This window comes from Kiloniellales bacterium (assembly GCA_030066685.1).
Lineage (GTDB): Bacteria > Pseudomonadota > Alphaproteobacteria > Kiloniellales > JAKSBE01 > JAKSBE01.
The window spans coordinates 97,924-120,692 of the sequence record JASJBF010000031.1 but is presented as its reverse complement, the minus strand read 5'-3'; the positions used below and the strand labels follow the sequence as shown (position 1 = coordinate 120,692).

Genomic DNA, 22,769 nt, shown 5'->3' with positions numbered 1-22,769 from the left:
AAGCACCGGCAGGCTGCAAGCCTCGACAGCCGACTCTTCATGGCGTCCTCGATCCCTTTATCGGCTTGCTAGCTGTGATCTCTCAACAGGTTGTCCATTCGGCCCCGACCGAGGAAGCTGATGTTGCTGAAGCATCTGTTTCCAAGGAGAACCGAATGGACATCCACAAGAATGCACGCCTGACGCCGCACAGTCGAGCCGAGCTGGTCCGCCGGGTGCTTGAAGAGGGGCAGAGCCGAACGGCCGTGGCCAGGGCCTTTGGCGTCTGCCCCAAGACCGTCCGCAAGTGGGTCGAGCGCTTCCAGGAGGAAGGGCCCAAAGGCTTGCAGGACCGCTCTTCCAGACCGCACAAGCTGCACAACCCGACCCCGGCGCTGGTCGTCAAGCGGATCGAGGCCTTGCGCCGTGAGCGCCAAACCGGACAGCAGATCGCCACCGAGCTTGGGGTCTCGCCGGCCACCGTCAGCCGCGTCCTACGCCGCCTCGGCCTGAATACCCTGAAGGCCCTGGAGCCGGCCGAGCCGGTGTGCCGCTACGAACGCAAATACCCTGGCGAGATCCTACACATCGATATCAAGAAGCTCGGCAAGTTCAGCCGCACCGGACACCGCATCACCGGCAAGCGCAAGGGCCAGAGCAGCACCCGCGGCGTCGGCTGGGAGTATGTCCATGTCTGCGTCGACGACCACTCCCGCATCGCCTTCTCCCAGATCCTGCCCGACGAGAGAAAGCAAAGCGCCACCGCCTTCCTCGAGGCCGCCGTCGCCTACTACCAGAGCCTCGGCGTCACCGTGGAGCGCGTCATGACTGACAACGGCTCTTGCTATCGATCGGAAGACTTCGCCAAAGCCTGCAAGCAGCTCAAGCTCAGGCACATCCGAACCCGGCCCTACACACCCAAGACCAACGGAAAGGCCGAGCGCTTCATCCAAACCGCGCTGCGCGAGTGGGCCTACGCCCGCGCCTATCAAACCTCAGTTCAACGCGCCAAAGACCTGCCCATCTTCCTCCATCGCTACAACTGGCACAGGCCACATGGTAGCTTGAAGGCCAACACGCCTATCAGCAGACTCAATCTATCCGAGGACAACCTGTTGAGGCTCCACAGCTAGCTGTGCGGTTCGAATTGTCGAGAGAACAGAGCCGCCACCACATAGGCGACGACGGCGAGGACGACGACCGCAGTGAAGCCAAAGTGTATGGCCAGTATTGTTGCCAGCACGGCACTTATGACGGACGCACAACCGTTTATGCCCCAAGCCCAAGGCACGAGATCGGGAACCTTTGCGGAAACTGCCGAAAGTCCGAGGGGGAACGGCAGGCCCATGAAGAAAGCCAGGGGCGCGATGACCGCCACGGAGACCGCAACCTTGGCGCCATCCGGCCAGCCGATGAGCCATTCGAAGAGGACGGGCAGAGACACGAGGTAGACGAGGGCGAGACCGGAAATCGCGACGACCGCAAGGTCGATCCCCGAGAGCCGCACCGAAAAGCGCGAGGCCCCCTGACGCTCACGCATTCGATGTGCCAAGCGCCCCGCGTAGCCACTGCCGAGACCGGCGAAAACCAGAAACGTGGAAAGCACGACGGAAATGGCATAGAGCGGATGGCTCAGGAACACGATGAAGCGCTGAATGAAGGCGATCTCGACGCAAAGGAAGCCCAGGCCAAGGCACAGGAAATAGACCAGGATCGACCTGCCCTGCCCCTCTCGAGCCGGCCTTCCTTTCCAGATCCACAAGGGTAACAGGATCAAGAGGACGCTCAGGGCAACCGCCTGAAGCAATGTCGCGGTGAGGATCAGGTAGCCCCATTCCAGTAACCCGGCCCCACCGCGGGTACGGAGCTCGAGGAACTCGGGCAAAGCATGCCACCGGAAGAAGTCAAAGAAGTAAGGCTGGTCGTCGGTGGTCGGCGTGACGTCGAACTTGTACTGCCGCAGGAAATCCTCGGCGGACGCCGAGGCGAGGGCCCGCGTAGCATCGAAGAAGTGGGCACGATCCAGGATGTTGAAACGATTCGCCTCCGCTGGAGCAAGGTTCGCTGCGTAGGCAATGTCGAAGGAGCGCTCGGCGGCGAAAGCCCGAATGGCATCCAAATCCCCTTCGTTGAAGGGGCTGCGCCCCACAAGCAGCGTCGTCGTGTTCGGGCCGCGAATAAGCACCAGATGCCTGGCCGGCTCGGCGGTAGCTTCCTGTCGGAGCGCGACCAAGGCCGTGGCGAAGAGTCTCAGGCTGTCGCGCGGCGGTAACTTGAGCCAGCGGGTGATGGCAAGAATGCCCTCAGCCGTCAGGTGCCGGATGTATTCCCTGAAGGCCTCGACCGTGTAGAGATAGCTCTCGCTCAAACCCTGGACGCCCGCAGCTGCCGCCCCGAAGGAATCGAGCAGGGGAATCTGCACCACATCCCACTGCGCTTGGCTCCGGCGCACGAAGCCGCGCGCTTCGCCGAGGTGCACTCGCACGCCAGGTCGGTCGTAGACCCGCCCGGCAAAGCTGCTAAGCTCTCGCGCGACGAGATCGATCATGTCCGGGTTCAATTCCACGGCATCGATGCTTTTCGCGCTGTGATACAACGCCTGCAGGACATCTGAACCACCCCCGGAGCCGAGGATGAGCACGGAGGGCTCTTTCACCAGATAATAGGGCAGCGCCGAAGTCGTGAACCCGAGATAGCGGAGGCGATCCCAGCCGCTGTCGACGGCGGTGACAACGCTGAGAGAGTCCCCGTCGGTAAAGACGCCCAGCTGATCCGGGGGTTCCTGAGGATTGACGAGGCTCAGCCCCGGCACGTGGCGGAAGGGAATCGTTGGGCTGCGGACGACCGACAGCACTCCAAGCGGGCTCGAACGTTCGGTAAGCACCTCCGTCCCCGGAACATCGAGCGCCATGCGCAGTCCCTTGTATTCGGAGAGCCTCGGCCGGATCCAGCCTTCCGGCATTGAGAACGGAAACACGACGGCGAGCGCCAGCAGTCCGTAGGCTGCGGCCCGCCGATGGGCCTTGGCCCTCGCGAGAAGAACCACGCCGCCCGCGGCCAGACCGAGGCCGCTCACCAACCGCAGGCAATCGGCCGGAGCCAAGAGAAAGAGCGCGGCAACCACCCCGACCGCGCCGAGACCTGCACCCATCAAGTCATAGCGGTAGATACGGCCGATCCGCCGCCCGAAGGTGGTGAAGGCAAGGCCCACGCAGTTGGCACCGAAAAAAAAGGGCACGAGGAAAATCATATAGAGCGCGAGGAGGTAGAGCAGCTGCCCGGGGTCCCAGACGATCTCGAGCGCGTTGAACGGCAAGCGCTGCGCAACCGCAAACGCCGCAGGCGCGCTGATCCCGAACAGGATGGCGTTGGCCGCGAAGGCAAGAGAGAAGTGCCGCTTGAGGCCTTTCTGCGCTAATGACAGGAAGGTGCCGCTCGCGCCGTAGCCGAGCAGGGCGATGCTGATCACCATGTAGGCGAAGTGGTGCCACTGGACGATCGCCAAGAGCCGCATCAGCAGGACCTCGAACGCCAGCACGCCTGCCGAGACCAGAGAGACGGCCAAGAGCATCACGGCGCTGCCCGCAGGAGGGGTACGAAACGGACGGGCAGCAACTGCCGGGTGACTACCGATCCGTCTGGCCGTTTCTCCACCAACATCAGATGCTGGACGATGAAAGCGCTGCCAACGGGAATGACCATGCGGCCACCCGGCTTGAGCTGTTTGATCAGCGGCGGCGGCACATGGCTCGCGGACGCGGTGACGACGATGCCATCAAAGGGGCCGCAAGCGGGCCAGCCGTAGTAGCCGTCTCCGATCCGGGTTCGGATGTTCGTGTAGTCAAGATCCTTCAGGCGCCGCGCTGCGGTCTCGCCGAGTTCCGGAATGATCTCGATGGAGCAGACGACCTCCACAAGCTCGGCGAGGACCGCAGCGTGGTAGCCGGACCCGGTTCCCACTTCCAGCACCTTGTCCTGGGGTCCGGGATCGACCAGCTCCGCCATGAGGGCAACCATGAAGGGCTGCGAGATCGTCTGGCCATACCCGATCGGAAGGGGCCGGTCCGCATAGGCTGCGTCCCGCAGATCCTCGGGGACGAAGAGATGCCTCGGCACGCGCCCCATCGCTTCCAGGACTCGAGGGTCGAAACGCTTGGATTTCAGGGCCTCTCCCGCGTAGCGAGCCTGCAATTCGATGAACCGGACCATGTCGACGCGTCGTGCAGCGTCGTCGGCCTCCGAAACCGCCGCTGGCGGTAGGCCGACAGTGACCGTCAAGCAGGCCAACAGCCCAAGGAGCCGCCTGAGGCCCTTCCGCACCGGCGACCTCTCGCTACATGGCAGGCGTCTACTCCTGCGTCCCATGGAAATGGGGTCCTGATCGATCTCAAATGCCCTGGGAAAGAAACTGAGGAAGCCGGATCAAGATGCCTTGATCTCGCTCAAGGTCACGCCTTTGCGCCGCTCGAAATTTGCCCGCGGGTCACAGGTCATGGGACCGACGGCCTGACCTCGCCCCTATTGTTTCTTTCTCCACGTAAGGCGAAGTCATGGCTGCAAGCAGGGCTGCGTAGTTGAGATCAAAGGCCAGCTCGTCCCCAACGCGAAGACGGCCTTTGGTCCGAGTCACGTCGGCGATCACGTAGCCGCTCGAGGCACCGATGATGGTGACGTCTCGGTCGACCGGCGTCATGCCCTCGACGCTCACGTCCTGCCGCCCGACGTTCAAGATCGCGCGGTCGATGTCGCCGCGGTCCGCGAATTCCGGCAACTCGCCGAAGGCATCTTCGCTCCGCTCTCCGATCGGCATTGAGGGCTTCCGCTTGAGCTCGAGAACTTCGGCTTGCAGAAGGAAAGCGTCCTGGAAGGTTCCCGGCCAGGGTCTGCGACGGATCGTCTCGCGACCGAGCAGGATGCCCTCGCCAATCCGGACATGGTTGATCGCCTCGGGCATCCGCCCCGCGGAGATGAGTTCGAGTGCGCTTGAGCTGCCGGCGGAGATCCACTGAAAGCTGATCCCGAAGACCGTTTCGATCTGACCCGCTAGTCGAACCAGCTGGTTCATGTTCTCCTCCGAGGGGACAACGCCGCTGAAGCAGGAAAGGCTGGCCCCGAGTCCCACCAAGCGAAGGCCGGGCAGAGCCAGGGTCTCCCGGACGACGTCGGGCAGATCCTCCGGCCATACCCCTTCTCGGAGGTCGCCGAGATCCACCATGACGATCACGTCGTGAACACGGTCTCGCGCCTGGGCCGCCTGCGACAGGGCGCCCAGGACCGCGGGCTCCGAGTTCAGGCTCAGATCGACCGAATCCACGATGTCCTCGACACCCGAGAGCCAAGGAATGCGGAGCAGCATGATGGGAACGTCGATGCCGGCGGCTCTGAGCCGGGAGACGTTTTCCAATCGCGATTCCCCGATCGAGGCGACGCCGCCCCGCAACATGGCCCTCGCCACCTCCGGATGACCGCAGGCGCCCTTGGTCACGCCCGTGACCGCGATCCCATAGCTCCTGCACAGCCCGACTACGGTGCGGGCATTGTGCTCGATCTTGCCGAGGTCGATGGTCACGCGGGGCTTGGCCATGGGCGTTCGCAGGCTTGCCTGGGATCAATAAGCTAAGGAGTCTCTGACTCGCGCAGCTTGCGTACGAGGAAGCTGGCGACATCCTGACCCTTTGCGCCTCGGCCGAAGCCCCCATCCATCCCGCACTCCCTCGCCATCGCCTGTGTCACCTGGGGACCGCCGGCGATCAGGATCAGGCGGTCTCGCAGACCTCGTTCCGTCGCGGCCTCGTGGAGGCGCCGCATGTTCCGTTTGTGGACGTCCGCATGGGTGATGATGGTGGAGATGAGCACGGCGCAAGCGCCGGTCGCCTCCACGGCGTCCAGAATCGGGTCCGGCGCCAAGGAGGTCCCCAGGTAGTGGCAGCTGAAACCGTACTTCTCGATCCCACCGTGCTTGATGTCCAGGATCTCCCGGATACCGACGGAATGCTCATCCTCGCCTATGGTCGCGGCGACGACCTGTAAGTTCCGCGGTCGTGCCCAGGCTTCGATTTCTTCATCCGAGAGAGCGGCCTCCGGCGCGGACGACGGAAGCCGATCGATCCTGATGGCGACATCGAGCACACCCTTGATCTCGAAGACGCTGCCCTCCGCGGGGTGCAGGAGTCTGCGGCTGATCACCTGCGGATCGCGAAGCCCCATATGCCTGGCCATCTCGAGCGCCGCCGCCTCGGCGACGCGCCGCTCCTCCGGGACGAAGAGAGTCACGCAGACGATGCCGTCGCCGTGCCGCTCGACCTCCGGCCGTACCACCCCGGCCTCGCGGTCTGCGAGCGTTGCGCGGAGCCTTGTTTCGACGGTGTCCTCGGACTCGAGCTCGTCGATATATCGAATCTTCGACCGGTCACAAAGAGTGCAGCCTCCGTAGTCGGCGCAGGCCTTGCCCTCACCGTCGTCATAGACGTTGCTGCCGAAATGGCTGCAAACCGGCGCCCCATAGTCGGCTTCCCGACGTAACACGCTGCCAGCGCCATCCCCCGCGGCCGGCTCCCGCCGGATTCCATCGCCCTTCCGCTCCGGATAGAAGCCGGAGTCGACAAACTGCCCCTCAGCCACGGCGGCAAAGTAGCCACCGCCTTCCAGCATCTCCTCGAGGAAAAGCACGGCGCGTTCCTTCAGCTCCCGCACCTGCTCGGGCAGAGGCCCCGTCCGACGCAGCTCGACCATATCCCTCAGACCGTCGACGCCCATGAAGGTCTGCCGCGCCGTGTTGACGCCGATCACGTTGTTGTAGTGCCACGGGATGTTGCGGCCTTCGTCCGGCGTGATCGTGCTCTGGATATCGGCCGAGGTCAGGTGCGAGATCAGGGTATCCAGAACGTGGGTAACGGTGGCTTCCGTCGTATCGGTCTCGATGTAGCGTGTGTTCTGCTGAGCCCGGAATTTGAAGCCCTTGAAAAGGCCGCGCAGGGCCACTGCAAATGGCAGGTCGAGCCGCAGCTTCGGTGCAGGTGGCGCGGTCGGAGGCACCGTGGACAGCGCGATCTGCTCGGCCGGCATACCGACGGCTCGCGAGACTGCGGTGTTGATCGCATGCTGCACGAGTACCTCCGGCGTGACCTTCCAAGCTTCCTTGGCCGTGGCGCAGGCGTTGTGCGCGCCGTCGATCTGCAGGATCTCGCCGTCGGCGAGGATCTTCTTCGCCTCCGCCGCATCGACGAAGGAGCGGTGCATGTTGATGTCGCGGTAGAGGACGTTGTACTGCGGATCCTGGTGCGCCCCGTTCACCCCTTCCTCCGAGAACAGCACGGCGATCTCCGGCCCCGCGAGCCCACTTACATAGGAGTGGAAGTTGATCGCTCGGCCGACCTCGTCTTCGATGGCGTCGAGCGTCTTGCGCGTGGCGCGCAGCTGCTTTCGGGTGATCGGGATGCCGCCGACCCCCTCAGGTGTGCCCTCCATCAGGCCGTCGATGTGGGACTGACCCGTGGTCCGGATGACCATGATGTGGTCGGCACCGTGCCACGCCGCCATGCGCATCCGCCGCAGGTCGTCCTCGAAGCGCCCGGATGCGATTTCGGTCGTGATCACGATGTCGCATTGCGGGTCGATGTCGCCGAAGTGGCGTGCAGAAGGCAGCGGAATCGAGCGCGCGAGGTCTTCGGAGGCCTCCGCGTAGACGAAAGGCCCCACGCGATGGGCTTCCGCTTTCTGGCGCCAGGTCCAACCTTTTCGCCTCGGCCGATAGCGATCCAGGTCCTCAAGGACTTCCTGCAGATCCAGCTTCTGTTCGGGGGAGAGCTTCATGCCGGGAGCTCGTCCCAGTGACGCCCCTCCAGCAGCGCCGCGCCGGCTCCCAGGATCGAGAGTTTCTTTGCCCTTGCCAGCTCGAGGATCAAACGGCCAGCACCCCGGCCGAGCAGGCCCCGCTCGGCGAAGCGCTGCACGAGGACTTGCGCCTCCACGCTCGAGAACCCCATGCGCAAGAGCACCGAACGTTCGATCGACGGCGTGGTGTGGGTCCGAGCTTCCTCGATCAAGGGCGCGACCAACTCACCGACGAGACGCCAGAAGTGTGCGTGAAGCTCCTCGTCCGACATCGCGCGCAGATGCGCGCGTCGCGTTTCGAAATCGTCAGGTCTTTCCTCGCACCTCATCGATCACCTCCATGACGTCGGCCGGGCTGGACCGGGTTTCGGCAGCCAGGAACGCGAGGTCGTCCTCGCCGAGGCCTTCGACCGTCGGACAGGACGCCAGGGCGTTGCCTAGGTAGGACCGCCGAACATGCTGCAAATCCACCTCCACGACCTCGATCTGCGACGGATGCTCCGGAATGACGATCGCCTGTCCGGGCTTATTGTCGCGCGGGTCGCCTCGACGAAGTTCGATCCCCAAGCCTTTCGCGAGGTTTAGCTGCGCGATCGGGTGCTTCCCGGCGCCGGTGTACTCGGTCTCCTGCACCACCACGGTCTGATCCTCGTCCAGCTCGCGGGCGATCGCGAAGGCCGCGGCGAGCGACGTGTTCCCTGCGGAGCCGCGTTCCATTCCCTCGAGCGCGGCCAGGACTTCCGTCGCAAAAAAGACCTCGCCCTGGGTCACGGTCACGAATCGGTCCATATAGCGCAGCGGACGGGCGGCGTTTCGCGGGACGTCGGCCCGGTCGGGCCAAGTCGTGAAGGGAATGGAGAAGCCCGTATGGCCGGTCGTGAAGGACTTGCGGTTGAAGTCGCGGTCCGAGGCCATGTGCAGTCCGGCAAGATCGACGCTGACCGCGATCACTGTCGTATCGCCTGCCCCCGCCTGGCGCAGCCCGCGGGCCGTCCCGGTCAGGTTCCCGCCGCCCGCATGGGTGACCAGGACGACGTCCGGAAACCGGCCGACCCGATCCTGTATCTGCATCGCCAGCTCCTGGCCCAGCGTCTCGATGCCCAGGATCGAGTAGGGTGTGTAGAGGGACGCGTTGAAGAAGCCGGTCTCCTCGAGCACCAGAAGGAACACATAGAAAAGCTCGGGACCGACGGACAGGCGGACGACCTCGGCGCCGTAGGCCTCGCAGGCGCGTGTCTTCTCCGCGATCTCCGGCTGTGCGACCCCTTTGCTGTCGAAAGCTTCCTGCACCACGATGCACCGCAGCCCGGCCTTTGCCGCCTGTGACGCCACGGCGGCTCCGTAGTTGCCGCTCGTCGCCGCTACGACCCCCTCGTAGCCGCGGCGCTTTGCCTCATGGACGGAGACCGAGGCCCGACGGTCCTTGAAGGAACCCGAGGGGTTCGCGGCCTCGTCCTTGACGAAAATCCGCGCGCCCTTGCCAGACCGAGCAACCGAGCGCACCAGCGCCGTGATGTTCCTCAACTCAACAAGCGGCGTCTTGCCGATGGCGGTCCGACTCTGGATCGCCTGAACCGCGCTCAGATCATAGCCAGTGTCGGCAAGCAGCCCTTCGTAGTCGAAGGCGAGCGCGCCCTTCCTGTAGCGGTCGTAGTCAAGCCCAATGGACTTGCGGACGATCTCCGCCCGTCGCGCCATCACCCTTTCGTAGCTGCTGTGCGGCGTCATCCGGTCCCTTCCCGCTTCTTCAGGATGGCTTTCATCTCGCTGCCGATATTGGAGAGTTCCGGGATCGGGGCGCCGAAGCTGTGCGTGTAAGCGGGGTTCACCGCCGCGAGCCTGCCGCGCAGCTTGCGGCCCGTCGGCGTTACGATCTCGGCCTCCTCACCAAGCGCTGCGGGCGCTGCGAGAAAGCCTTTCGCCCTCATCTCCAGGGGGACGCCCTGGGTATCCTGCGGCACCTGAGGCGCCCGCTGGCCGACCGGCAGCACGGTACCGTGAACCTCCACCCAGACACCCTTCTCAACCACCTCAGCCATGGCCGGCCTCTCGCCTTGGCGCGCGGACCAGGGTGCGGGCGTCACCCAGCATCGCGGCCGGAACCGGCAGATCTGCCATCGAGTAAAGGCCCGGCGCGGCGTTCAGGACCCGTGGGATCATGTTGACGGCCAGAGCCGTGGTCCCGACTCCGCCCGGGATCTCCGGACTCCCGCTCAGACGGACAGTGGGCGTCCCGCGGATCTCGATCGTGTCGCCGGTTTCCACACCTTCGAGATGAGGCTGCACCTGCTGAGGATGAATCAGAGTTATGGCGGACCTGCCGTCCCGGTAACCGACGGCGCTGTGCAGACAGCCGGCCACCTGTCCGGGCTCGATCGTGCCAAAGGGCGTCGTGCGTCTGATCTGCGCGACGATGGGTTCCCTGCTCTCTTCGACGCGCTCGATGTGCCAGCCGAGCGCCGCCGCAATCATTCCGATCGACTCCGGGAAGCCCACATGGCCGAGGACCGTACCGTCCTCAAGGCCGCGTCGGAAGGCCTCTGGCGAAACCCCGACACCCTGACTTGCCAGGACGGAGGGACCATAGGGGGAAAGATCGTTCACCCGCTTCGCCATGATGGACTCGATCTCTGTGCAGACACCAGTCAGCGTGATCACCAGAAGGTCGAGCACGAAGCCGGGGTTGATGCCCGTGCCAAGAACGGCAACGCCGTTTGCCAAGGCGAGCTGGCGGATTTCCTTCGCGACTTCCGGCGAACGGCTAGCGGGATAGGCCATCTCTTCGGCGATGGAAATCACGTGAACGCCCCGCCGAACGAGCGTCGTGATCTCCTCCGCCGCGTCGGATGCCCGGGAGCAGGTGGCCTGAATCGCTATGTCGGGCTCGCCTTGAGCGATCACTTTGTCCAAGTCGGCTTCGATGCGGAGGCCGAGATCGCCTTCGTATCCGATCGTTGAGCCAAGATCCGTACCTGAACGCTCGGCTCTGCGCTCAAACGCACCGACGAGTTCGAGACCTTCTTTATCGAGTACGAGCCGCGCGATCCCGGATCCCATTCGACCGGTGCCCAACACCAGCACACGGATCGCCTCGCGCATCAAGACGACCTCCGGTCGGGCTTCAAAGGGCCCGCTCCAGTCTTGGAGATTTTGGCGTCTCCTTCTTCAACACCGCCTCCAGGTACTCGCCGAAATGCGGCTCCCTTTTCAGAGGCAGCATAGCGCCCTCGGCGGGCTCGGCGCGACCCTTCTCGCCGATTGGCCTTCCACTGGCAACTAGGACAGCTTCAGCTCGTAGAGGGCCTTCATCACAAACGCGTGCAAATTGGGCTGTTCGACCAAAGAAGACCGTGCAACGTCATCGGGGCCGCGGCCGCATCATTGACGGCCTTTGCCCAATCCCTGGCACCATAGTCTCCCTTGCCGATCCACATAAGGGCGCGGAGTTCGCTCCGCGCTTCGGGTGACAGGGCGGCGACGGCCTCCCTCAATGCAACCCGGGCCGAGTGACTCTCCGGAAGCGGATCCAGCCCCAAGGCCACGGTCGGATTGTGCTCGCCGTGTGCAGGTGGCACCGATTGGACATCCTCATCACGAATCTTGTCCAGGATCGCGTCCCGGGCGTCCCGCGCCGCCCGGGCAAGCTCGGCGATTCCCTTGGCTGTCTCAGCGCCCAATTGTTCCAGCATGCCTTTCCCCTTCAGGATCACGTCCCGCCGAAGCCTGTTTCTCGGTCACTGCGGAGCGGAGTTCGTCTCTGGTCGATCGGTCTGTGCGGCGCTTTCTCCCTCGGTCTCCTCGCTTTGCAGGAACGCTTCCGCCCGTTTCAGCCAATCGACGACCTCCTGGTCACTAACCTGTTCAAATCTTCGATAGAACATGCTGATCGCGAAGAACTGGACAGGCGTCTCAAGACAAATGACCTCGTCCGCGTCGTCCTTCAGAACTTCTATGGTCTCCGGCGGTGCGACAGGGACCGCCAGCACCAAGCGGGCTGGCCGGCCCTTTCTGACCGAGCGCAAGGCGGCCCGAACCGTGGCCCCGGTCGCGATCCCGTCATCGACCACGATGGCGGTCCGTCCCTTGACATCAACACGGGGCCGACCGGCCAGATAGAGCGTCCTGCGCCGGTCGATTTCAGCGAGCTTCCGCCGGATCTCCTCCTGCAGGTAGGATTCCGAGACCCCCAGCATCCGGATGACGTCGTCGTTGCGTATGGTGATGGGACGGCCGCCATCGGCGACGGCGCCCAGGGCCAGTTCGGGCTGATAGGGCGCGCCGATCTTGCGAACAAAGACCAGGTCCAGCGGCGCTGCCAGCGCCTTGGCCACCTCATAGCCAATCGGCAGGCCTCCTCTGGGAAGGGCCAGCACGAGCGGCCGCTTGTCCTTGAAAGCAAGCAGCACTTCGGCAAGGCGGCGGCCCGCCTGGTTTCGATCCAGAAACTGCTCGCCTATCAGGCCGCTTGTCTGGGGCTCAGGTGCTTTGTAAACCATTGTCCTGCTACACCTACGACGACATCGAGCGCACCGGGTTCCTCGAAGAGGTGACTCGCCTCGGGGACCACGAAGAGATCTTTCTCGCAGGTCATCTCCGCCATCGCCGCCCGGTTCAGCGCCAGGACCTCCTGATCGTCACCGCCGACGATGAAGAGCGAAGGGGCACGCACCTTCGGCAGGCCCGGTCCCGTGAGATCTGGCCGACCGCCGCGCGACACGATGGCGGCAATGTCGTTGCCCTCGGTCGCCGCGGCGCGCAGGGCCGCTGCCGCCCCGGTGCTGGCGCCGAAGTACCCGATCTGGAATCCCTCCAACTTCGTCTCTTTGCGGACCCAGCGCGTGGCTGCGAGAAGGCGTTCGGCCAGCAGTTCAATATCGAAGACGTTGGCTCGGTCCAGCTCCTCCTCCGGTCTCAAGAGATCGAACAACAATGTGCCGAGCCCTTCCTTTTGAAGCGCCGATGCAACAAAGGTGTTCCGCGGGCTCAGGCGGCTGCTTCCGCTGCCATGTGCGAACAGTACGATCGCCTTCGCGGTCGGCGGAACAGTCAGAATTCCCTTGAGGTCATAGGGCGGGATCGCAACATCCCTGACCTCAAACGCTGCCCCTTCGTGATGTTTGATCTCACTACCGGTTTGCATTGTCGTTTCACCGGTTGATGCTGAGGCCCTGCGCTTTTGATGAGACATAAAGAAAGCTGACACCGGTTTCCTTAACCTAGATCATGTTTCGCGCTTTCTGACGGCCAAGAGATGGATCGCTACCCAGCGGCAGGGGCAGAGGGGCTAAGGGTTGAGCAATGACGCCGTTGCATGGCAAATCTGCTGACGAATTCGTGACGCTGACGGCCAAGGTCGCGTTTCTCCGGCGGCCCGACAGCTACCCGGATCGCCCGAAGTCCGTCAAAGCCGTCGAAACCCATATGTCCTGGGTGTTCCTGACAGACGACCACGCCTACAAGCTGAAGAAGCCTGTTCGCTATGACTTCCTCGATTTCAGCAGCATCGAGGCACGCCGCCTGGACTGCCAGGAGGAGGTGCGCCTCAACCGCCGCCTGGCACCCGACGTTTACCTGGGTACCCTGCCGATTAGGGCTCACCCCGACGGCAGGCTGTCCCTTGAAGGAAAGGGCGCAATCGTGGACTGGCTGGTCAAGATGCGCCGCTTGCCCAGGGAGCTCATGCTCGACCAGGCCGTCCGCGAGAGTCGCGTTCGGGACGAAGATGCCGATAGAGTCGCAAGTGTCCTGGCCCAGTTCTATCGAACCTCGGCGTGCCAAGAACTCACGCCGAAGGAGTATCGCGATCGGTTTCTGATGGACATCCGGGCGAACCTCGACGCCCTTTCGAAGCCGAGCTTTGGCCTGTGCGTGTCCCTGATCGACCGCGTCGGTCAAGCACAGTTGCGCCTGCTCGAACGACGGCCGGAACTCCTGAAGGAGCGGGTTCGTCAGCGCCGAATTGTTGAGGCACATGGCGATCTCAGGCCCGAGCATATCTGCTTGGGGCCGAGCCCGATGATCATCGACTGCCTCGAGTTCAATCGAGATTTCCGCATCTTGGACCCGGTCGACGAGCTTTGTTTTCTGGCGATGGAATGCGAGCTCCTGGGCGCGGCCTTCGTCGGGCGGCGCATCTTTGAAACCTATCGGGGACTCACCGGCGACGATCCAACGAAAACGCTTGTCGCCTTCTACAAATGCTATCGCGCCTGCCTGCGCGCCAAGCTGGCAGTCTGGCATCTTGCCGATCCTGAGACCTGCGACCCGGAAAGATGGGCCGCGCTGGCGCGCGACTACCTTGCCCTTGCCGATGGCTACGCCGGCGAGCTGACACCTTAGACCGATCACGCCGACGGCCCGCAATCGGCGTCTTGGCGGAAAACCGGGTGTCAGGCGCCGAGGAGCTCGACGATCGACCCCCCGGTATGGATCCGCTTGATGGCCTCGGCAAAAAGCGCCGCGGCATCAAGGATGACGAGCTTCTCCTGAGCCAGCCTTGGGCTCAGGCGGAAGGGCGGCACCGTGTCCGTGATCACGATGCTGTCGATCGCCGAATCCGCGAGAAGCTCGTTGGCCTTGCCGACGAAAAGCCCGTGGGACGCGGCGGCATGAACCTCGGTCGCCCCCGCCTCCTTACAGGCCCGCGCGGTGCGCGACATCGTGGTCCCAGCGCTGATCAGATCATCGATGATGATGGCCGCCCTGCCCTCCATCTCACCGACCAGGACGTCGCCGCTCACCACGCCGGCGCTGCGCTTCTTCTGCATGAACCCGCTCGACAGCGCCTTGCCGGTGGCAGTTTCCAGGACCTCGCGAAAGCGTTCCGCACGTTTCACGCCGCCGATGTCGGGCGAGACGACGGTCCATTCGCGGGTGTTCGCCAGGCCTGCAAAGTAGGCCGCGAAGATGCCGGCGGCCTCCAGATGATCGGCCGTGCACCTGAAGGCGTTCTGAAAGGCGGCCAAGTTGTGCACGTCGAGGGTCACGATGCGGTCCGTTCCGACCGCTTCGAAAAGCCGCGCCACGTAGCGCGTGGTCACCGGGTCGCGGGACTTGGTCTTCCGGTCCTTTCGTGCGTAGCAGAGATAGGGCGTCAGGACGCAGACGGACCTCGCCGAGGCATCCTTCAAGGCGCCGACGAAGAACAGGAGGCGGCACAGTTTGTCGTTCGCGCTTTGCCCGTCGTCGCCGTGCAGGGACTGGATCACGTAGACGTCGCGTCCGCGGACGTTGATCAAGGGGCGCGTCTTGTGTTCTCCGTCCTCAAAGTCCCGTTCCTCATGCCTACTGAGCTCAATCCCCAGGGCTGTTGCGACCTTCTCGCCATAGTCGCGGCTAGCGTCGAGGGCAAACAAGCAAATGTCCGCAACCGACTGCACGGTTTCCGTCGAACCTAGTTCCCGAGTCCGGCCTTCGGCCATGTCTGTCTATCCCTTCACCTGCCGGGGAATCCTGCCCGCCCTTCACCCCAACATCGACGAGCATCCTCCGGCGGGCAGAGCACCGCCGTGCAGTACGGAGCTCAAGGCGCGACTAGGTCTCTTGAGATTTCAAGGGCTCACTACACATTCCGCGCAAAAAGGTGCCATGACGCAGATCAACAGCCGGTGGCGTCTGCTCGAGGACCAGCCTGCACCGGGTGTTGGTCGTTCGATTGACCGGTCGATGCCGGGGCGCCAGGGCCGTTCGCCCCATCCTTGACGCAGGTCATAGCGGTGAGGCCAGGGCCAGAGAGTTTGGCAAGCTGACAGTTTCTCAAACTCGCGGAGATGACCCTGACAATGTTCAAAGTGATTGAGGTCTCGGCCCTCTTCGAGTCGGGGCACGCAGCTTGAGCCCTCGATCGCCGATCGAGCCGGCAGGACCAATAGTCAGGTTCTCTTGATATGCCGGCGCACAATGCCGAGATCGTGGAGGTCTTCAACCGCTACGCCACGCTGCTCGAAATCGAAGGGGCCAACCCCTTCGGAGTCCGGGCTCACCGGAAGGCCGCGCGTACAATCTGGGACCTGCCCCACAGCGTGGCGAGCCTGCTCGCGGAAGGCGCCGATCTCTCCGAGCTGCCGGGCATCGGCAAGGACCTCGCCGGAAAAATCCACGAGATCGTCGATACCGGGCGGCTCCATGAGCTCGAAGACCTGGAGCGGGAAAGCCCGAGCGCACTGGTCGAATTAACCGCTTTGCCCGGGCTCGGGCCCAAGCGGGTCAAGGTCCTGTTCGAGACGCTCAAGATCGACAGCTTGCCGAGTCTCAGGGACGCCATCGAGGCTGGGCGTCTTCGAAGCTTGCGCGGTTTCGGAAGGAAGTCCGAAGAAAAGATCCTCAGAGCCATCGAACGCCGAAAAGATGTGGAGAAGCGGACAAAGCTGATTGCCGCGGAAGAAGTGGCCGAATCCCTGCTGAGTCATCTCAAGCAGGTCGAAGGGGTGCAGCAGGCGATCGTTGCCGGCAGCTCTCGGCGTCGCAAGGAGACAGTCGGTGATCTGGACATATTGGTCACCTGCCGGAAGGGCACCAAGGTCATGGAGCGCTTCGTCGGCCATGAAGACGTCGACGAGGTCGTCTCCAAGGGCAGGACCCGCTCGACCGTCCTCCTGCGCTCCGGACTCCAGGTCGACCTGCGGGTCGTGCCCCAAGTTAGCTATGGCGCGGCGCTGCATTACTTCACGGGCTCCAAGGCGCACAACATAGCGGTGCGCAAGCTGGCCGTGGCCAAGGGCTTGAAGCTCAACGAGTATGGCGTCTTCAGAGGCGACCGGCGGATCGCCGGCCGCAGCGAGGAAGAGGTCTTCGAACAGGCCGGGCTGCCCTACATCGAGCCGGAGCTGCGCGAAGACCATGGCGAAATAGAAGCGGCGAAGCGTGGCAAGCTGCCGAGACTGATCGCGCCCGAAGACATCCGCGGCGACCTGCATACCCACACCGAGGCCTCCGACGGTCGGAACACGATCGACGAAATGGCCGAGGCGGCAAGGCAGCGCGGTTACGCCTACCTGGCGATCAGCGATCACACGAAGCACGTCACCATAGCCCACGGCCTGGATGAGAAGCGCCTGGGCCGTCAGATCGAGGAGATCGAGGCCCTCAACGAGAGGCTCAGGGGTCTACGGATCCTGAAGGCGGCGGAGGTCGACATTCTCGAGGACGGGTCCCTCGACCTCCCGAACGGCATTCTCGAGCGGCTCGACCTGACGGTCTGCGCGATCCACTACAAGTTCGATCTCCCAGTCGAACGACAGACCGAGCGGATCATCCGCGCGATGGACCACCCCTGTTTCAACATCCTCGCCCACCCGACTGGACGGCTGATCGGCGAGCGCGAGGCTTACGAGGTCGACATGGAGCGGGTGATGGAGGCGGCGCTCGAACGCGGCTGCTATCTCGAGGTCAACGCCCAACCGGAGCGCCTCGACCTCACGGAGATCCACTGCAGGATGGCCAAGGATCTCGGCCTCAAGGTCGCGATCTCGACGGACGCGCACACCACGGCCTCACTCGACTATCTGCGCTTCGGCGTCGGCCAGGCGCGGCGGGGCTGGCTGGAGCCGGACGACGTGCTGAACACCCGAAGCTGGACCGACTTGAAGACGCTGCTCAAGCGCCCGTGAGGCATGGCGGCGATTAACCGAGGAAAGGGAGTGAGCCGAAATGCGTGACGCACCCATCGTAGAGCTGGGAATCCGCGAGATTGCGACCTACTGCGACTTTGCGGACCTGGCCTACCGCAGCATCGACAAGAGCGGCCGCCAGGAGGCCGTCGCTACCTATTTCTACGTCCATTCCCTGCTGTCTCATTGCGCCACGGTGGCGCGCCTGCTCTGGTCTTCCGAGCTCGCCGAGCACGCCGGCGGATCAAACATCGCGGCGCTCTTGAAGGTGCCGCAGGACTACCGGGTCGAAGACGACAGCGTTCGCGAGATCATGGACCGCTACGACACGCGGCTGGCCCATGGCTTGTCGCTGCGCGGCGAGGTGCGAAAGGTCCTGGACTTCAACATTGGCGACCGCGACGCCTTCGAGGAGGAGTACAGCCTGTTCCTGCGCCACTACGACCCGACGGTCGACACGCTGACGCTCATTGAGGAGGAGTTCAATCTGGCGCAGATCGCAACCGAGCTCTCGGACATCAAGTCCCGGGCAAACGCCTGGCTGCAAGACAACGCTTCTCTGGAGGCGCGCCCCGCAACGCCGAGTGTGCCGCCCAGGCATTGATCGGCCCAGGTCTTGGACGCGGCGCCCGAGCGGCTATTCGGAGCCGGCAGATGAAGCTGACCTTCCTCGGCACGCGGGCCAACACGGAGGAACGCAACCGGCGCCATCGGCGGCACAGCGCGCTCCTGGTCTCCTCTGGAAACTCAAGGGTCATGGTCGATTGTGGCCGGGACTGTTTGGGTGAGCTGGACAGGATCGCGCTGACCGCCATCGTGCTCACCCACGCTAGGCCGGACCATGCCTGGGGCTTGACGGAGGGCGCGCCCTGCCTCGCCTGCGCGACGGAGGACGGCTGGAGCGGCCTCGAGGACTTTCCGATCAAGCAGAAGCGCGTCCTGCAGGCGCGCGCGCCCTTCGAGCTCGACGGGCTGTTGCCAGAAGGAACGGGTCGGAAGAGCGCTCTTCACCCATTGCGGTGCCGAGATCATCGCGGGCGACGAACGGGCGCTCGGGGCGCAGTTGCACCGTATGGGGGCGGGAGCGCCAAGTGGAGGCGGGCTTCGCCCATGACGGTCTGGAGGTGATCTTGAACGGCGACTCCTCATCTGCGGCCGGCGCGCCGTGACCGATGCGATCCTGCTCAGCGTCGACGGCGCCTGCAGCGGAAGGAAGGCGGCCTGCGCCGCCGTGCTCACGGTCGGCGACAAGGTCGTTGCGGAGCGCACCCGGTCCGTCTCGGACGTCGAGGGTTACGCATTGGCGGCGGAGATCGCAGCCGTGGGGCTATGTGCAGACCTGCTGGGGGATCTGGAAGACGGCTCCGTCGTCGTCGAGGTCGACAATCCCGACGTGCCACGCGTCCTGCGGGAAGGCTACCGTCCGAAGCAGTTCGCGCGCATCCCTCCCAAGGTGCTGGAGTCCGCCCTCGCCTTCGACCGCTCGGTGACTCCCGCCTACAGGGTTCTACCCCGCAACAGCACGCCCGGACTGCTTCGCGCCGATCGTCTCGCAGGAGCACGCCTCTGGCGGAAACGAGACGCCAAACGGCGCTAGAGCACGATGATATGAGGTTGAACCAACCTCATATCATCGTGCTCTAACCAATTGAAATAGAGCGGGATTCAGATTTGAAGTCCAATCGACTTCAAATCATCCCGCTCTAGCCGCAGGGCGCGACACCAGGCGCCGAGCCTAAGGTTCAGAGAACGCAGCCCACCTGAGATCACGAAATGACCGCTTCCAAATCCACGATCGCTGCCGACTGGCCGAGCACGCCCCAGGAGGCGCGCGAGATCCAGGAAGCACTTCGTCACCGCGTTGTGACCGAGGACCGCTTTGGCAGTGTCAGAATCGTCGTGGGTCTCGACGCGCACTACACACCACAACAGGGCCTGGTCTGGGGCGCGGCCGCGGCGATGAGCTATCCGGAGCTCTTGCTGCTGGAGAGCGCCTTAGCCTGCACACCTCTCACCTTTCCTTATGTGCCGGGTTATCTGTCGTTTCGAGAGGCGCCGGCGCTCCTCGCCGCTCTGCAAAGCCTCTCCCTGTGCCCCGATCTGCTTCTCGTCGATGGGCAGGGCCTCGCACATCCCCGTCGTTTCGGCCTTGCCTGCCATATTGGAGTGCTGGTGGATCTTCCCACGATCGGCGTCGCGAAGTCGCGTCTCGTCGGCAGCTACAAAGGGCCTGATCCGGCGCGCGGGAACTCGACCTTCCTGCTCTTACATGGCGAGGTCGTGGGAACGGTAGTTCGGACCCGGAACAACACCCGGCCCTTGTTCGTGTCGCTTGGCCATCGAATCAGCCTGGCTAGCGCCGTGCAATGGGTGCTGCGCTGTGTTGACCGATATCGCCTGCCCGAACCGATCCGCGCCGCCGATCGGCTGTCGCGGATGCATCCTGTCGGATGACCCCGGATGCGATCAACCTGTGCGGTACGGGTCCGGTCAGGGCTCGCCCCGCGCCGCCTTGTCACAAAGCACCGGTTCTCGCGCAGCACGCACCTCGTCGAGCCGCCGGACCGGCGTCTGGTGGGGCGCAGCCCTGAGGACCTCGGGTCGGGCCAGCGCTTCCCCGGCGATCTCGGTCATCGCGGCGACAAAGGCGTCCAGGGTTTCCCGGCTTTCGGTCTCGGTGGGCTCGATCATCAGGGCTTCGGGGACGATCAGCGGGAAGTAGTTGGTCGGCGGATGGAATCCAAAGTCCATCAGGCGCTTGCTGACGTCGAGGGCACGGACGCTGCTACCTTCGGGGCGGCCCTGGCAGACGAATTCGTGCATGTTGATGCGATCGAAGGGCACCGGGTAGAAGTCCCTCAACCCGACCCGCAGGTAGTTGGCGTTCAACACGGCATGCATGGCGTTGTCGCGAAGACCCTCGCTGCCGTGGACCCGGATGTAGGCATAGGCGCGAACGAACATCCCAAAGTTGCCGAAAAACGTGCAGAGTCGGCCGATCGATCGTTCGGGCATCTCGAGCCGATGTCGCGCGGTCTCCGGACTCTGTGAGGGTTCCGCCACAACGATGGGCCCGGGCAGGTAGTCCATCAGGGCCTTTGACGCGCCCAGGGGGCCCGATCCCGGACCGCCGCCCCCATGCGGCGTCGCAAAGGTCTTGTGCAGGTTGTAGTGCATCAGGTCGATGCCCAGATCGCCCGGCCGGGCGATCCCGGCCAAGGCGTTCATGTTGGCGCCGTCGCCGTAGACCAGGCCGCCGCAGCCGTGCACCAGGGCGACGACTTCGTCGAGCTGCTCCTCGAGCAATCCGAGAGTGTTGGGATTTGTCAGCATGAGGCCGACCACGGTCTCGTCGCAGGCCGCGCGCAGAGCCCGCAGGTCGATGTTGCCCCGCTCGTCCGAGGGAATCTCCAGGGCGATCAAACCGGCCATGGTCGTGGACGCGGGGTTCGTGCCGTGCGCCGAGTCCGGGATCAGGACCTGGTTGCGCCCGCCTTCGCCGCGGTCGGCATGGTGGGCGCGCATCATCAGGAGGGCGGCCAGCTCGCCGTGGGCGCCGGCGGCCGGCTGCAGGGAAACGCCGGCGAAGCCGCCAATCTCCTTTAGCCAATCCTGAAGCGCGTGCATCAGCGCCAGGTTGCCCCGAACCGTCTCCGGCGATTGCAGCGGATGGCTGTCGGCGAAGCCGGGCAAGCGGGCGATTTCTTCGTTGACCTTCGGGTTGTACTTCATGGTGCAGGAGCCGAGCGGATAGAAGCCACTGTCGACCCCGAAATTCATCCGCGACAGACGCAGGTAGTGCCGCACGACGTCGACCTGGGAGAGTTCCGGCAAGCCGTTGTCGTCGCGTAGCAGGTTCTCGGGCAAAGCGGACTCCGGCACGTCCGGCTCCGCGAGGTCGGCACCACTGCGACCAGCGACGCCCAATTCATAAACGGTGGGTTCCAGGCCGCCCTCCCTCGAAGCGTTCTGTCGCGCTTGCTTGTTCATGCCGTTGCCTGGCGCAGCGCCTCGACCAAGTCGTCGATCGCCGAGCGCGTGTTCATCTCGGTCACCGCGAGCAACATGTGGGACTCGAATTGCGGATGGTCCTGGCCGATGTCGTAGCCGCCGATGATCCCGGACTCCTCCAGCAGCATCTGGTTCACTTGAGCCACGGGTTTCGGCAGACGGACAACGAACTCCTTGAAGAAGGGCTTGTCGGGCGCCTGTGGATTGATCGCGAGCCCGGGGAGTTCGGCGATCCGCGAAGCCGCGTAATGGGCTTTGTGGTAGCAGAGACTGGCCACCTGCCTAAGACCGGACTTGCCCAAGGTCGCCAGATAGACGCTGGCGGCAAGCGCCGTCAGCGCCGCGTTGGTGCAGATGTTGCTGGTCGCCTTGGCGCGGCGGATGTGCTGCTCGCGCGTGCCCAGAGTCAGCACATAGCCGCGCGTTCCCTCGAGGTCGCGAGTTTCGCCCACCAAGCGGCCGGCGAGTCGTCGCAGATAGGCCCTCCTGGTCGCGAAGATACCGAGGTGCGGCCCGCCGAAGGACAGCGGAATCCCCAGCGGCTGGCCCTCCGCAACCGCCACGTCCGTGCCGTAGGCGCCAGGCGCCTGGAACAGCCCCAGGGCGATCGGATCGACCACGACGATCAGCAAGGCGCCGACGGCATGAACGGCCTTTGCCAGGCCGTGGACGTCTTCGAACTGGCCGAAGTAGTTGGGGTTCTGGATGACGAGCGCGGCCGTTTGCCCATCCAGCCCCGCGCTCAGCTCGGCGATGTCGGCACTCTGGTCTTCGTCACCGAGAACCTCCACGTCGGTGCCCCCTATGTAGGTCCTCACGACCTGCCGGTACTGAGGGTGCAGGGCCGAGGACAGCAGGACCTTGCTGCGGTCGCCTTTCGCCACATCGAGGGCGAGCAACACGCCTTCGGCCAGCGCCGTCGCGCCGTCGTAGTGGCTGGCGTTGCTGACCTCCATTTCGGTCAGACGGCAGATCATGCTCTGGTACTCGAACATGGTCTGCAGCATCCCCTGGCTGATCTCCGGCTGGTAGGGCGTGTAGGAAGTGTAGAACTCGCCGCGTCGCAACACGTCGTCGACGGTCGGCGGGATGTAGTGGTGGTAGGCGCCGGCCCCGAGGAAGCAGGCGCCGCGCGTCACCTTCGTGTTTCCTTCAGCAAGATCCTGCATCTCTCGACCGATCTCCATCTCGGTCGTCGCCGGCGGCAGTTTCAGATCGGGAAAGCGGACGCGCTCGGGCACATCGTCGAAGAGTTCCGACATCGATCGCAGACCGATGGCTTCCAGCATGGCCTTGCGGTCCGCATCGGTGTGGGGCAGATAGGTCATGGCGATCTCC

The 22,769-nt window shown here is 64.2% G+C and carries 20 protein-coding genes; 6 read left to right on the top strand and 14 right to left on the bottom strand.

Annotated features, from left to right (window positions below):
• Positions 1–155 precede the first annotated feature (155 nt).
• Positions 156–1,112 (top strand): IS481 family transposase, encoded by a 957-nt coding sequence (locus tag QNJ30_17785; GenBank protein MDJ0945323.1) that lies wholly within the window; start codon positions 156–158, stop codon positions 1,110–1,112.
• Here the strand turns inward: QNJ30_17785 and QNJ30_17780 are convergent.
• The 11 genes from QNJ30_17780 to QNJ30_17730 form a co-directional block, all read right to left on the bottom strand.
• Positions 1,109–3,550 (bottom strand): hypothetical protein, encoded by a 2,442-nt coding sequence (locus QNJ30_17780; GenBank protein MDJ0945322.1) that lies wholly within the window; start codon positions 3,548–3,550, stop codon positions 1,109–1,111. The genes QNJ30_17785 and QNJ30_17780 overlap by 4 nt on opposite strands.
• Entirely contained in the window at positions 3,550–4,188 is a 639-nt protein-coding gene (locus QNJ30_17775; protein ID MDJ0945321.1) for a protein-L-isoaspartate(D-aspartate) O-methyltransferase, read from the bottom strand. The genes QNJ30_17780 and QNJ30_17775 overlap by 1 nt, the downstream gene beginning before the upstream one ends.
• 274 nt (positions 4,189–4,462) lie before the next feature.
• Positions 4,463–5,563, bottom strand: a complete 1,101-nt coding sequence (locus tag QNJ30_17770; protein ID MDJ0945320.1) for an alanine/ornithine racemase family PLP-dependent enzyme — start codon at positions 5,561–5,563, stop codon at positions 4,463–4,465.
• A gap of 32 nt (positions 5,564–5,595) precedes the next feature.
• Positions 5,596–7,791, bottom strand: coding sequence for a D-ornithine 4,5-aminomutase subunit OraE (gene oraE, locus QNJ30_17765; protein MDJ0945319.1), 2,196 nt, complete (start codon positions 7,789–7,791; stop codon positions 5,596–5,598).
• A complete protein-coding gene (locus tag QNJ30_17760; GenBank protein MDJ0945318.1) occupies positions 7,788–8,141 on the bottom strand; it encodes an ornithine aminomutase subunit alpha in 354 nt (117 codons plus the stop codon). The genes oraE and QNJ30_17760 overlap by 4 nt, the downstream gene beginning before the upstream one ends.
• Positions 8,119–9,540 (bottom strand): 2-amino-4-oxopentanoate thiolase subunit OrtB, encoded by a 1,422-nt coding sequence (ortB, locus tag QNJ30_17755; GenBank protein MDJ0945317.1) that lies wholly within the window; start codon positions 9,538–9,540, stop codon positions 8,119–8,121. The genes QNJ30_17760 and ortB overlap by 23 nt, the downstream gene beginning before the upstream one ends.
• Positions 9,537–9,851: a 2-amino-4-oxopentanoate thiolase subunit OrtA gene (gene ortA / locus QNJ30_17750; GenBank protein MDJ0945316.1), complete on the bottom strand. Its 315-nt coding sequence runs from the start codon at positions 9,849–9,851 to the stop codon at positions 9,537–9,539. Before ortA ends, ortB begins: the two co-directional genes overlap by 4 nt.
• Positions 9,844–10,911 carry a 2,4-diaminopentanoate dehydrogenase gene (gene ord / locus QNJ30_17745; protein MDJ0945315.1) on the bottom strand — a complete coding sequence of 356 codons (1,068 nt, stop codon included), beginning with the start codon at positions 10,909–10,911 and terminating at the stop codon, positions 9,844–9,846. The genes ortA and ord overlap by 8 nt, the downstream gene beginning before the upstream one ends.
• Positions 10,912–11,120: 209 nt before the next feature.
• On the bottom strand, positions 11,121–11,501 hold the full coding sequence (locus QNJ30_17740; GenBank protein MDJ0945314.1) for a DUF3775 domain-containing protein: 381 nt from the start codon (positions 11,499–11,501) through the stop codon (positions 11,121–11,123).
• 45 nt (positions 11,502–11,546) lie between these two features.
• Positions 11,547–12,308 carry a phosphoribosyltransferase gene (locus tag QNJ30_17735; GenBank protein MDJ0945313.1) on the bottom strand — a complete coding sequence of 254 codons (762 nt, stop codon included), beginning with the start codon at positions 12,306–12,308 and terminating at the stop codon, positions 11,547–11,549.
• Positions 12,269–12,952 carry a dienelactone hydrolase family protein gene (locus QNJ30_17730; protein MDJ0945312.1) on the bottom strand — a complete coding sequence of 228 codons (684 nt, stop codon included), beginning with the start codon at positions 12,950–12,952 and terminating at the stop codon, positions 12,269–12,271. Before QNJ30_17730 ends, QNJ30_17735 begins: the two co-directional genes overlap by 40 nt.
• Positions 12,953–13,110: 158 nt before the next feature.
• On the opposite strand from QNJ30_17730, the gene QNJ30_17725 reads away from it, so the two are divergent.
• Entirely contained in the window at positions 13,111–14,151 is a 1,041-nt protein-coding gene (locus QNJ30_17725) for a hypothetical protein (GenBank protein MDJ0945311.1), read from the top strand.
• Positions 14,152–14,201: 50 nt separating this feature from the next.
• Here the strand turns inward: QNJ30_17725 and QNJ30_17720 are convergent, their stop codons facing one another.
• Positions 14,202–15,233: a ribose-phosphate pyrophosphokinase gene (locus QNJ30_17720; protein ID MDJ0945310.1), complete on the bottom strand. Its 1,032-nt coding sequence runs from the start codon at positions 15,231–15,233 to the stop codon at positions 14,202–14,204.
• A 465-nt stretch (positions 15,234–15,698) separates the two neighbouring features.
• On the opposite strand from QNJ30_17720, the gene polX reads away from it, so the two are divergent.
• The 4 genes from polX to nfi all read left to right on the top strand — a co-directional run bounded on the left by polX (position 15,699) and on the right by nfi (position 19,874).
• Positions 15,699–17,420 carry a DNA polymerase/3'-5' exonuclease PolX gene (gene polX / locus QNJ30_17715; GenBank protein ID MDJ0945309.1) on the top strand — a complete coding sequence of 574 codons (1,722 nt, stop codon included), beginning with the start codon at positions 15,699–15,701 and terminating at the stop codon, positions 17,418–17,420.
• A 40-nt stretch (positions 17,421–17,460) separates the two neighbouring features.
• Positions 17,461–18,024: a hypothetical protein gene (locus QNJ30_17710; GenBank protein MDJ0945308.1), complete on the top strand. Its 564-nt coding sequence runs from the start codon at positions 17,461–17,463 to the stop codon at positions 18,022–18,024.
• Positions 18,025–18,585: 561 nt separating this feature from the next.
• Positions 18,586–19,017 (top strand): hypothetical protein, encoded by a 432-nt coding sequence (locus QNJ30_17705; protein ID MDJ0945307.1) that lies wholly within the window; start codon positions 18,586–18,588, stop codon positions 19,015–19,017.
• A gap of 176 nt (positions 19,018–19,193) precedes the next feature.
• Positions 19,194–19,874 (top strand): deoxyribonuclease V, encoded by a 681-nt coding sequence (nfi, locus tag QNJ30_17700; GenBank protein ID MDJ0945306.1) that lies wholly within the window; start codon positions 19,194–19,196, stop codon positions 19,872–19,874.
• A gap of 36 nt (positions 19,875–19,910) precedes the next feature.
• On the opposite strand, the gene gcvPB is transcribed toward nfi, so the two are convergent.
• On the bottom strand, positions 19,911–21,410 hold the full coding sequence (gene gcvPB, locus QNJ30_17695; protein MDJ0945305.1) for an aminomethyl-transferring glycine dehydrogenase subunit GcvPB: 1,500 nt from the start codon (positions 21,408–21,410) through the stop codon (positions 19,911–19,913).
• Complete coding sequence (gcvPA, locus tag QNJ30_17690) at positions 21,407–22,759, bottom strand: aminomethyl-transferring glycine dehydrogenase subunit GcvPA (GenBank protein MDJ0945304.1); 1,353 nt, start codon at positions 22,757–22,759, stop codon at positions 21,407–21,409. Before gcvPA ends, gcvPB begins: the two co-directional genes overlap by 4 nt.
• Positions 22,760–22,769: the final 10 nt, after the last annotated feature.

Bases quoted from the DNA above. Each gene is read 5' to 3' on its own strand.
- QNJ30_17785 (MDJ0945323.1), top strand. From the start codon at position 156: ATGGACATCCACAAGAATGCACGCCTGACGCCGCACAGTCGAGCCGAG.
- QNJ30_17780 (MDJ0945322.1), bottom strand. From the start codon at position 3,550: ATGCTCTTGGCCGTCTCTCTGGTCTCGGCAGGCGTGCTGGCGTTCGAG.
- QNJ30_17775 (MDJ0945321.1), bottom strand. From the start codon at position 4,188: ATGGTCCGGTTCATCGAATTGCAGGCTCGCTACGCGGGAGAGGCCCTG.
- QNJ30_17770 (MDJ0945320.1), bottom strand. From the start codon at position 5,563: ATGGCCAAGCCCCGCGTGACCATCGACCTCGGCAAGATCGAGCACAAT.
- oraE (MDJ0945319.1), bottom strand. From the start codon at position 7,791: ATGAAGCTCTCCCCCGAACAGAAGCTGGATCTGCAGGAAGTCCTTGAG.
- QNJ30_17760 (MDJ0945318.1), bottom strand. From the start codon at position 8,141: ATGAGGTGCGAGGAAAGACCTGACGATTTCGAAACGCGACGCGCGCAT.
- ortB (MDJ0945317.1), bottom strand. From the start codon at position 9,540: ATGACGCCGCACAGCAGCTACGAAAGGGTGATGGCGCGACGGGCGGAG.
- ortA (MDJ0945316.1), bottom strand. From the start codon at position 9,851: ATGGCTGAGGTGGTTGAGAAGGGTGTCTGGGTGGAGGTTCACGGTACC.
- ord (MDJ0945315.1), bottom strand. From the start codon at position 10,911: ATGCGCGAGGCGATCCGTGTGCTGGTGTTGGGCACCGGTCGAATGGGA.
- QNJ30_17740 (MDJ0945314.1), bottom strand. From the start codon at position 11,501: ATGCTGGAACAATTGGGCGCTGAGACAGCCAAGGGAATCGCCGAGCTT.
- QNJ30_17735 (MDJ0945313.1), bottom strand. From the start codon at position 12,308: ATGGTTTACAAAGCACCTGAGCCCCAGACAAGCGGCCTGATAGGCGAG.
- QNJ30_17730 (MDJ0945312.1), bottom strand. From the start codon at position 12,952: ATGCAAACCGGTAGTGAGATCAAACATCACGAAGGGGCAGCGTTTGAG.
- QNJ30_17725 (MDJ0945311.1), top strand. From the start codon at position 13,111: ATGACGCCGTTGCATGGCAAATCTGCTGACGAATTCGTGACGCTGACG.
- QNJ30_17720 (MDJ0945310.1), bottom strand. From the start codon at position 15,233: ATGGCCGAAGGCCGGACTCGGGAACTAGGTTCGACGGAAACCGTGCAG.
- polX (MDJ0945309.1), top strand. From the start codon at position 15,699: ATGCCGGCGCACAATGCCGAGATCGTGGAGGTCTTCAACCGCTACGCC.
- QNJ30_17710 (MDJ0945308.1), top strand. From the start codon at position 17,461: ATGCGTGACGCACCCATCGTAGAGCTGGGAATCCGCGAGATTGCGACC.
- nfi (MDJ0945306.1), top strand. From the start codon at position 19,194: ATGACCGCTTCCAAATCCACGATCGCTGCCGACTGGCCGAGCACGCCC.
- gcvPB (MDJ0945305.1), bottom strand. From the start codon at position 21,410: ATGAACAAGCAAGCGCGACAGAACGCTTCGAGGGAGGGCGGCCTGGAA.
- gcvPA (MDJ0945304.1), bottom strand. From the start codon at position 22,759: ATGACCTATCTGCCCCACACCGATGCGGACCGCAAGGCCATGCTGGAA.